The 8,230-nt window shown below is 46.8% G+C and carries 9 protein-coding genes and 1 pseudogene; 4 read left to right on the top strand and 6 right to left on the bottom strand.

The features are described from left to right. Positions 1 to 109: 109 nt before the first annotated feature. Positions 110 to 406: pseudogene (locus ACGF49_RS23655) on the top strand (ISAs1 family transposase); the annotation flags it as partial. Positions 407 to 1,109: 703 nt separating this feature from the next. Here ACGF49_RS23655 and ACGF49_RS23650 read toward each other — a convergent pair. From ACGF49_RS23650 to ACGF49_RS23625, 6 genes are all read right to left on the bottom strand, one after another. Further along, positions 1,110 to 1,862: a TIGR03747 family integrating conjugative element membrane protein gene (locus ACGF49_RS23650; RefSeq protein ID WP_113042319.1), complete on the bottom strand. Its 753-nt coding sequence runs from the start codon at positions 1,860 to 1,862 to the stop codon at positions 1,110 to 1,112. Beyond that, positions 1,843 to 3,996, bottom strand: coding sequence for a type IV conjugative transfer system coupling protein TraD (traD, locus tag ACGF49_RS23645; protein ID WP_262978547.1), 2,154 nt, complete (start codon positions 3,994 to 3,996; stop codon positions 1,843 to 1,845). Before traD ends, ACGF49_RS23650 begins: the two co-directional genes overlap by 20 nt. Before the next feature lie 103 nt (positions 3,997 to 4,099). Beyond that, on the bottom strand, positions 4,100 to 4,636 hold the full coding sequence (locus tag ACGF49_RS23640) for an integrating conjugative element protein (RefSeq protein WP_011145426.1): 537 nt from the start codon (positions 4,634 to 4,636) through the stop codon (positions 4,100 to 4,102). A 5-nt stretch (positions 4,637 to 4,641) separates the two neighbouring features. Beyond that, positions 4,642 to 5,265 (bottom strand): transglycosylase SLT domain-containing protein, encoded by a 624-nt coding sequence (locus ACGF49_RS23635; RefSeq protein WP_387493067.1) that lies wholly within the window; start codon positions 5,263 to 5,265, stop codon positions 4,642 to 4,644. Next, positions 5,244 to 5,981, bottom strand: a complete 738-nt coding sequence (locus tag ACGF49_RS23630) for a TIGR03759 family integrating conjugative element protein (RefSeq protein WP_262978546.1) — start codon at positions 5,979 to 5,981, stop codon at positions 5,244 to 5,246. Before ACGF49_RS23630 ends, ACGF49_RS23635 begins: the two co-directional genes overlap by 22 nt. 2 nt (positions 5,982 to 5,983) lie before the next feature. Beyond that, positions 5,984 to 6,775 carry a hypothetical protein gene (locus tag ACGF49_RS23625; RefSeq protein ID WP_113042323.1) on the bottom strand — a complete coding sequence of 264 codons (792 nt, stop codon included), beginning with the start codon at positions 6,773 to 6,775 and terminating at the stop codon, positions 5,984 to 5,986. A 618-nt stretch (positions 6,776 to 7,393) separates the two neighbouring features. On the opposite strand from ACGF49_RS23625, the gene ACGF49_RS23620 reads away from it, so the two are divergent. The 3 genes from ACGF49_RS23620 to ACGF49_RS23610 form a co-directional block, all read left to right on the top strand. Further along, complete coding sequence (locus tag ACGF49_RS23620; protein ID WP_387493064.1) at positions 7,394 to 7,708, top strand: type II toxin-antitoxin system RelE/ParE family toxin; 315 nt, start codon at positions 7,394 to 7,396, stop codon at positions 7,706 to 7,708. Beyond that, complete coding sequence (locus ACGF49_RS23615) at positions 7,708 to 7,989, top strand: helix-turn-helix transcriptional regulator (RefSeq protein ID WP_021326512.1); 282 nt, start codon at positions 7,708 to 7,710, stop codon at positions 7,987 to 7,989. Before ACGF49_RS23620 ends, ACGF49_RS23615 begins: the two co-directional genes overlap by 1 nt. A 21-nt stretch (positions 7,990 to 8,010) precedes the next feature. After that, the coding region (locus tag ACGF49_RS23610; RefSeq protein WP_387493062.1) for a hypothetical protein at positions 8,011 to 8,230 on the top strand (220 nt) is incomplete at its 3' end.

Here is an 8,230-nt window from a genome sequence, read left to right as displayed (position 1 = left end):
GCGGGGCACCGAGCCAAAGGAACAAGCTTAAAAAAGCGGGTTGGTGCGATGATTATCGGGCAAGAGTTTTCTTTGGATGAATAGCAGTCAAAGTATGCTCGTGCCCTGGGAATTTGGGGAGTTACAGAGCGAGTGGCTTAAACAATACACGCATTTTACTCACGGTATTCCCCGTAGTCACTGTATTGCTAATATTATCAAAATGATAGAGCAAGATACACTGGTTGAAGCCTTTTATGCCTGGATCAACCAGCGTCGGGTCAGGGCAGGAAAAAGTCTTATCGCCATTGATGGAAAAACCCTGAGAGGAACCTGTAAGGGGACATTATTTGAAGCCCTGCATGTGGTCAGTGCTTATGATGTTGAATCCGGTGTAGCCCTATACCATCAGGCAGCCGAAAGCAAAGCATACTTGTTGAGTAATGTTCGCCACAGAGCTTCCCGGAGAGGAATAGTTTCATTCATCATATAAGGCTACCTGTGTATAAGTCCTTAGGACTTATACACAGGTAGGTGTAGAAAGTCAAATAATTATTTTCCTTGATGCTCATCTAATTCCATGAAATTATGGATAATATTAAATATCTTGACAAATAAGTTGGTATTTATACAATGACGTCCTAAGGACGTCATTGTATAAATACTAATATGCTATTTTTAATACTGTCGGGTTGTCAATGCTAGCCCGCAGAACGGAGCAACAGTAAATCCTTAAACCACTTACTAGCAAATATTTGCTTGGATAAAGAAGAAAATTATGGAAGGTAAATTACAATCACTTTTCCTACACCTAAAAAATAAGACAGATTGAACATGAAACATAACGTGGAGAAATCATATTCAATCTGCCATCTGACTAATCTCGTACAGACTTGATTGGTATATCTTACTCATTATTATTACTCATTGAATAATTTATTCTAAAAACAATTCCAACTCCCTTTTAAAAGTTCGTCAATCTAATGTAAGTCCACTGGATAGAAATGCTAAATTTACGCACCAGATCATTTTGGTCATTAAGCTCATTGAAAATCGCATAGTCGAGTACACTGATTTTCCAAACAAATACTATGGGAATACCCTAAAATCCACATCATACCGCTTTTACCTCAAAGATATTTCTTAAAAGTACTCATCATCACAGTAATAGCAATCCCTAATAGGAGAGCTGCGGGTAACAATAATAAATTGGGATACACAGCCGATGGCCAGGAGAGATATAACAGACAGGGTACACAAAACGCCGGTTTCACAAACCGTTTGGCGTGATGATAGACAAAACTCGACTCATAAGCAGCACCATAACGTCTCAAGTCACGTCGACTTAGCCCTTCAACAACAGCAACACCTATAACCATCACAAACAATGGCAAAGACAACACCAGAATAGTGAGCCGGATAATAAAGGTTACGGTCACATATACCGTTGCCAGCAGGTACTTCCGCAAACTTTCCGCCAGTAATACACTCCAATCGCTCAACTCTCTCACCATCTCATAGTGGCTCCGAGCTTGTACTGTATGCTGTTGGTTAATCCAGTCCAGTGCACCACTGTCTACAAACACCCACTGATAACTCCATTTTAACCCGATACTGAGCGTAGTCGCGGGCTCTGATAACAGTAAGCTGCGGGTAAATTCTTTAGACAACCAACCGCTTTCCGTGATCATCACTTGCTGGCTGTGTCTCTCTCCCTGTTCCGTCCAGAAAAAGGCTATCCCAAGGTATTCAATCACCAAACTAAAAAACAACGATACCAGCAGGAAGCCAATGAGCATCCATGGCATATCCCACAGGACCGTTTTTAACGGACCTGATTTTTTCGCTGGCATCTGCTGCGATTTAGTGTTCTGTTGCGTCATCGTCAGCTTCCCCATCAGGCGTCAGCAACGCTGGATTTAACATCACATTGAAATCAATCTGACTGTCACTTGGCATTGATCCCGCTGACCACCAGGATTCACTGGTACGGTAATGTTTACGCATATCATCAGCGATTTTTTGCAGACTTATCGGCATCAGGTCATCATCATCGGCTGCTGGCAACGGCATGCGGATCTTCCATAACCGCCCCCCTTCAAGCAGAGCAAATGCCTGACCTTTCGGCAAGTTAATCACTTCGGCAGGCGTAATTAACGGCGTTCTGATCGTGCTAACCCGATCCTGAGTATTAGAGGTAAAATGACCGCCTTGCTCTGGACTGGAAATATCGGTAATCCCGGAGACCAAAGTTTTAGTGTACACTTCCACCTCTGGCAATTGACGGGTTAGCAGCTCGGCGGTGTTATTTTCCCTGACCCGCAGCATAACCAGAGTATTAAAATTTCCTGTTACCTGCGCCGCTTTAGCACTGCTGCCAATACGTGCTTCAATATCAGACAAAGTCTGGGTGTAAGCGGTTACCTCTATCCCGGCACCACCACCCTTGTTAATCAGCGGGATAAATTCATCGCCCATCAGCTCATTGAATTCATCACAATGTAAGCTAATGGGGAGTTTTCTCGTTTTACCTTCTGGTAAACCGTCATCCAGACCAAATTTGTAAATGTGACCCGCAACAGAAACTAAGTCCGCGAACATGGAATTACCCACTGCCGAAGCGACTTCTGCATCCGACAAAGCATCCAGTCCTACATAGACAATACCTTTCTTACGTATGACCTGTTGCCAGTCAAAGATGGGACGCTGATCGTTCATATCCGTGTAATCTGGTGCCAGCAGTGCAGCTGTTTTCCCCGTGGTCAGCTTTTCCAGTAATGGCAACAGGGATGCCACAATTTTGTCAAAATAGGTGCGATCATAGCGAACCGCACTGCGCAACCCGTCCAGTATCGGATCGTAGAGTTTTTTCCCCGCTTCTGAGCTTAGTGCCATTTCAATCGCCCAGATTTTCACTGCATTCGTCTGCCCCTGCATATTGCGTGGCAAATCGTCTTCCGTCAGCAGACCCAGACTTTTCTCTACCTGCTCCCATAACACAGGCAGGCATTGCCTGATAATTTTTTCAGCATAAGTTTCATACAGTTCGCCAATATTGGTGACATAACGTAATATCAGGGTGTAATCTGGTCGCTGCCCCAGAGCCACCAAAGCACGAGTAACGATATTGACAAAACGCCAGGCAAACTCACGAAAAGCGGCACTGTTACCCGCCCCACTCAATTGTCCTGCTATACGAGAAGCGACTTCTGAAACCCGACCAAAACGCCCAACAGCATTGTAGCGAGCACTAATATCCGGCCAGCCCAGATGAAACACCTGGAACTCATCTTCCCGCCCGGCACGATGCGCTTCCGCCCACATGCGTTTTAGCAGGTCTGCATCCCCTTTCGGATCAAACACAATCGTGATATTACCCCGCCGGATATCCTGCGTGATGAGTAACTCTGCCAGCCGGGTCTTACCAACACGGGTTGTACCGAGGACCAACATGTGCCCGACCCGCTCACGCAAATCCATTGACACATTGACTTCATCCGGTTCAATGCCATGCAATGCTGGATTGCCCCCCACCGGCGGCAATGGCCTCACCGGGTTCCACGGGGAATCACGTTGCGTCAGACGACATAAAGAGGGCAATGGGTACTCAAACCGCTGCTCAAATGCCCTCGCTAATTGATAATACCGGGAAGGTTGAACATAACGTTCGACTTCCGGGCGCAGGGTATCCAGAAATCGTTGTGTATGTTTTTGTTGCCAAAGAAACCCTTTCCCCAGAAACAATCTCTGATGACTGACGGGTACCTGGTGGCTGGCCATCACATAACGGGGCAATCGCCGGATATTGCGCCGGTAGTTCAGTATATGTAACCCCTGCCGGAATCGGAGACCTGATAACATGCCAAAACCTGCCGCCATGACATAACTGACCGATGGTGACAATGCCACAGCCCACGGCGCTACGATACAGACACCGGCGGCAACCGCCGAAACAACAGCGGTATTCAACTCAACAGCCGGACGTAACCGTGCTTCAATCACATAACGATCGCTCATCTAGCCCGCCATAACACCACAATTGCCAACAACAATCCCAACAAAAGCACCGGGAAACTGTATGGCAACATCAGTTCGGATAGTATAGGGTGACGGGGCCACATCAACGCACCTGCTGAGTTAAACCGATATCGGTTATCAACACTGGGTAATGCCGCAAATTCAACCGCCGGGCCAAATCACTGCCGGAAGCGGGGGCTAATACTAATCCCTCTGCAAGCTGACGCAGTTCATCCAGTTGTGCTTTATCCCGCACACTGACCAGCAACCCCACCGCCTGCTTTTTCCGAAGGCCAACCAAATTTTCCTTCAACCACTGTTTTGACCGGGCATCATCCCCAATCATGAACAACGCTCCCATTCCTGGCAATTGCAACGGACGAGCGTCAACAGGTCCGGGAGACAATTCCGGCGTTTCCACCGGTAAAATGCCCCCTTCGGTCAAATCTGGCGGGGTCGCCTCCGTATTTGAAGAAGTCGTCGGTTCATTGTCCTGAGCGTTAATGGCATCAAAATACGCTGCTGTAGATTGTCCACCTAAATCAGCCACAATAGTCAGTGCAGCCTGAGAACAGGGCGTCAATATCATCATCATTAAAAATAAACGGCAGCGATAACGGATTAAGTTATGGATTAACATCTTCTTTATTTTTCCTTCGGTTCAATCCAGGTCTGTGTCGTATTAACTACAGCAATATTGGTGGACAAAACAGGATATCGGGTCTCTAGCGTACTCAGTTTACGTGCGACGATTTTCCGATACTTACTCGCGGGTTGACCGCCAGCGGGATGGTGATAACAGCCTGCCGCATTCAACCAACTACCCGGATTGGATTGATAACAGGTTTTCAGAATACGAGCTGCCACATGAAGATTAGTATAGGGGTCCAAGGCATCCCAATAAGAACGAAAATAATGGCCGTTCCAGCCTAAATTCACTTGAGTAATCCCCACATCAATACGTTTGAGGGGTACGCTGCGCATAAATCCCTGCAACGCCTGCCAGACCGCTTGTCGGGTTGCATAACGATAACCTTTTCCAGCCACATTGAGCGTCCACGGCCAGGGGCGTTCATGTTTCTCCTGTGGCAAACGTTTTGCCGATTCAGCCAGTGCCAACGCATAAAGCACTTCAGCAGGTACGCCATGCACCCGCGCAATCTGCTGGTACCCAGGCGGGACGACCTGTTTTACCGCCGCGGCCATACCTTCTGTCACCCAAAAGAGGCTGCCCGCAACAACGAGACTCAAAATGCCACCACACGCCATCCGTCATTCTCATGTTGTAGTACGACCGGCATTTTCCCCTGACCAAATTGTCGCCAGCGCCCTTTGTCATGATTAAGCGTGATTTTTCGGCTACGGACTTTTTCTGATGGAATATGATGTTTACCTGCCCAGGTACGTAAAACATCATCGTTGCTTTCGCTATCTACCAGGTAAATATCCACCTCACGGTCAGCGGACAAGGCAGCAGCCAGCCGGGCATCACAAGCCGCGCAATCCTCTTTCACAAATAACGCCAGCCGCCCTTGATTACCCTGTGCGATTCCGTCCCCCTTCCCTAAATTAACCGGCAAAATATTCGGCGCCAGACGCTTCCAAGCCGCATCCACCGCCCGCTGGAACGCCAGTTCCTTTTCAGTACGAACATATTCCTGCCTAACCCACAGTTCGGCATAACGTTGACGCTCCTGTACTGTTTCTGCCTCAATGCCCAATGCACTCAACGGATCGAGCCCAGGAGACTGAATGCCCCGTTGCCCCTGCATCAATTGCTGATAACGCTGAAACTCTGCTTCTGTCAGCCCCCACATTTGCGCCTGAATACGGTGGTTTTCAGCCTGCGTGACCTGTTGCTGAGTCGCTTTCATTCCCGTTTCTGTCTGTTCAGAGATAGCAACCTGTGCTGCCGAAGCTGACAGAGACATAACAACGCCAATCAGCACCACCCCCTTCCTCTGGCTGAAAAAATCTTTTCTCATCATTACCCTCCATTGACTGACAGGGTTTGACGATGCCCTTGTACCTGGAACAAAGCCTGATGATCGGAGATACTGACCAACGTCCATTCAAATGCACTTTCACCCGGGGTCAGTAAGCGCATTTGAGATATTTGAGAATGAGGATCTGTGTCGCGTGGAATAATAACGGCATAAACTTGTTCTCCCCGACGTTCAATACCAGAAAGCATGAAAGGAGCCACTATCCGTTTCTTTGTTCGAAGAATTTCCCGATCAGGTGTGCCCGCTTTTTTACCCGCATGCTTTTCCTGCTGAGATTTCCACGTGATTAATGCGTCAACGCGCATTTCCTGCTGTTTCACGGTATTTTTCAATACACTTACTGCTTCGGTAAGATCCTGATGCGCACGGCTTAAATCAGCCACTGACTGTACCAGCGGTTTCTGTTGGTCGTTGACGGATCTCTGTTGCGCTATCAATGCCTGATGAAACCGGTCATTTTGCATTTGCCAGTCCTGACAGGAGATAAAGCCGGTATCCGCTTTATCAAGCCGTTCGTGCAGATTTTGCACCTCATCAGGCAAATGCCGGAATGATCCATTTCGCATCAATGACTGAAATTCCACTAACTGATGATGTTGCTGCCGTACCACGAATGCCAGCAATGCGATGCTGACAATAACAAGCAATATTGACAGATATCTCAGACATTTTTTTAGCAACAACCTGGGTTGGGTCTTTTGAGAAACCGCCTGCCGCAAGCTGTCAATTTCAGCTTCAGACGTCGGCGACAGAGGAGGGATTTCAGTTGTCATACACAACATCCTTGTTTGTTTTATTTAGCGCTGTGCTTGGCGTACTTTTAGTATTATCGGGTTGCTTGACAAAACAACCGACACAGAAATGCGACTTATTCAGGTCGTGATTAGAGTCTAATCATATGATTACCCGATACAGGGAAGCATACTGGGCAAAACCAGAGAGGATGACGATAAAAAATTCAACATGAAAAAATGAAAATTACACTCCAATATAGAGCATAAAATCTGTGGGGCACTACATTGGCGTTTATGCCGCTATGGCTAATGTAGAACCATCAACCATATTCCAACTAGCTCATTAATTTTGATGCTGGGATACCAACGTTCAAATTGTGCCTTTTAGCTCGCCATTCAGAACGGCCATCCGAGGGGAGCATTTAAATGATTGCCCCACGGTTTTTTATGCTTTCATTAGTCAGTCCTGAATAATTTCCTCGATGTCCTGATCGTCGAGTTCAACCTTGCGCTCAACAAATCCCTCACCCTTATAATATTTAACTGGAAATACAGTCCTCATAATTTGTTACCCCTCTGATTTAAATTAGCTTACAGGTTAATTTTCATTGCCATTTATTAGCCTATACACTAATATAATTATAAAAGAGAGGCCATATGTTTAACGTAGTTTATCACCCGGAAGCTAGGGAAGAAGCCACGGCATTGCCCGTGAGGATTCGGGTTAAATTTGACCGACTTATCGGTAAGCTTGAATCTGACGCGCGATTATTGCGGGAACCGGACACTAAGCCCCTGGGCGATGGACTTTTTGAGATCCGCACGATGGGAACGGACATAGCCAGAGGTATCTGGGTATATCATAAAGGCAATACAATCATCATGTTCCGGGTTTTCATCAAAAAGTCACAGAAAACGCCAGCGAAAGAAATCGAACTCGCCAAAAAGCGGTTAGCGGAGGTACTTAATTAATGAAACTGGTAAGTCATAAAGAACTGCATAACGAGTGGATGCAGGATGACAAATATCGTGCTGCATGGCATGAGGAAGAACGCAAGGAGAAGCTCAGAGAGCTGCTTGCAGAATGGCGCAAACATGACAATCTGACAAAAGCTCAGGTCGCTGAACGGATGGGGGTTACACCTCCGGTTATTTCCCGCATGGAAAATAACATCACGAAAGCCAGCATCGATACGCTGACCCGTTATGCTCACGCCTGTGGTATTAAAAAGCCTGTCATCGTCCTCTACTGAATAGCCAATTAATGCTAATGTATGCATACATTAGCATTAATCAGATTATTGACAAAGTGCTGGTTTTTTATCCGGCATTTTGTTTTAATTAAGTTCCGTTCACTCAACGGAGCTTGCCACCATGTTAAGACCCCCCCTCTCCAGACTTTCCCGCCAGAAACGCTCTCGCTTGACGAGCTGGTCCCTAAAAATCATTTGGTCCGTCAAGTCGATGCTGCCATTGATTTCGAATTTATCCGCG

Origin of the sequence: Photorhabdus sp. RM96S (assembly GCF_042879335.1) — a bacterium.
GTDB lineage: Bacteria > Pseudomonadota > Gammaproteobacteria > Enterobacterales > Enterobacteriaceae > Photorhabdus > Photorhabdus kayaii.
Note: the sequence above shows the minus strand (reverse complement) of the source record. Positions and strands in the feature narration are given on the sequence as shown.

Excerpts from the sequence above, each read along its gene's own strand:
- ACGF49_RS23650 (WP_113042319.1), bottom strand. The coding sequence starts at position 1,862 with ATGACGCAACAGAACACTAAATCGCAGCAGATGCCAGCGAAAAAATCA.
- traD (WP_262978547.1), bottom strand. The coding sequence starts at position 3,996 with ATGAGCGATCGTTATGTGATTGAAGCACGGTTACGTCCGGCTGTTGAG.
- ACGF49_RS23640 (WP_011145426.1), bottom strand. The coding sequence starts at position 4,636 with ATGTTAATCCATAACTTAATCCGTTATCGCTGCCGTTTATTTTTAATG.
- ACGF49_RS23635 (WP_387493067.1), bottom strand. The coding sequence starts at position 5,265 with ATGGCGTGTGGTGGCATTTTGAGTCTCGTTGTTGCGGGCAGCCTCTTT.
- ACGF49_RS23630 (WP_262978546.1), bottom strand. The coding sequence starts at position 5,981 with ATGAGAAAAGATTTTTTCAGCCAGAGGAAGGGGGTGGTGCTGATTGGC.
- ACGF49_RS23625 (WP_113042323.1), bottom strand. The coding sequence starts at position 6,775 with ATGACAACTGAAATCCCTCCTCTGTCGCCGACGTCTGAAGCTGAAATT.
- ACGF49_RS23620 (WP_387493064.1), top strand. The coding sequence starts at position 7,394 with ATGTTTAACGTAGTTTATCACCCGGAAGCTAGGGAAGAAGCCACGGCA.
- ACGF49_RS23615 (WP_021326512.1), top strand. The coding sequence starts at position 7,708 with ATGAAACTGGTAAGTCATAAAGAACTGCATAACGAGTGGATGCAGGAT.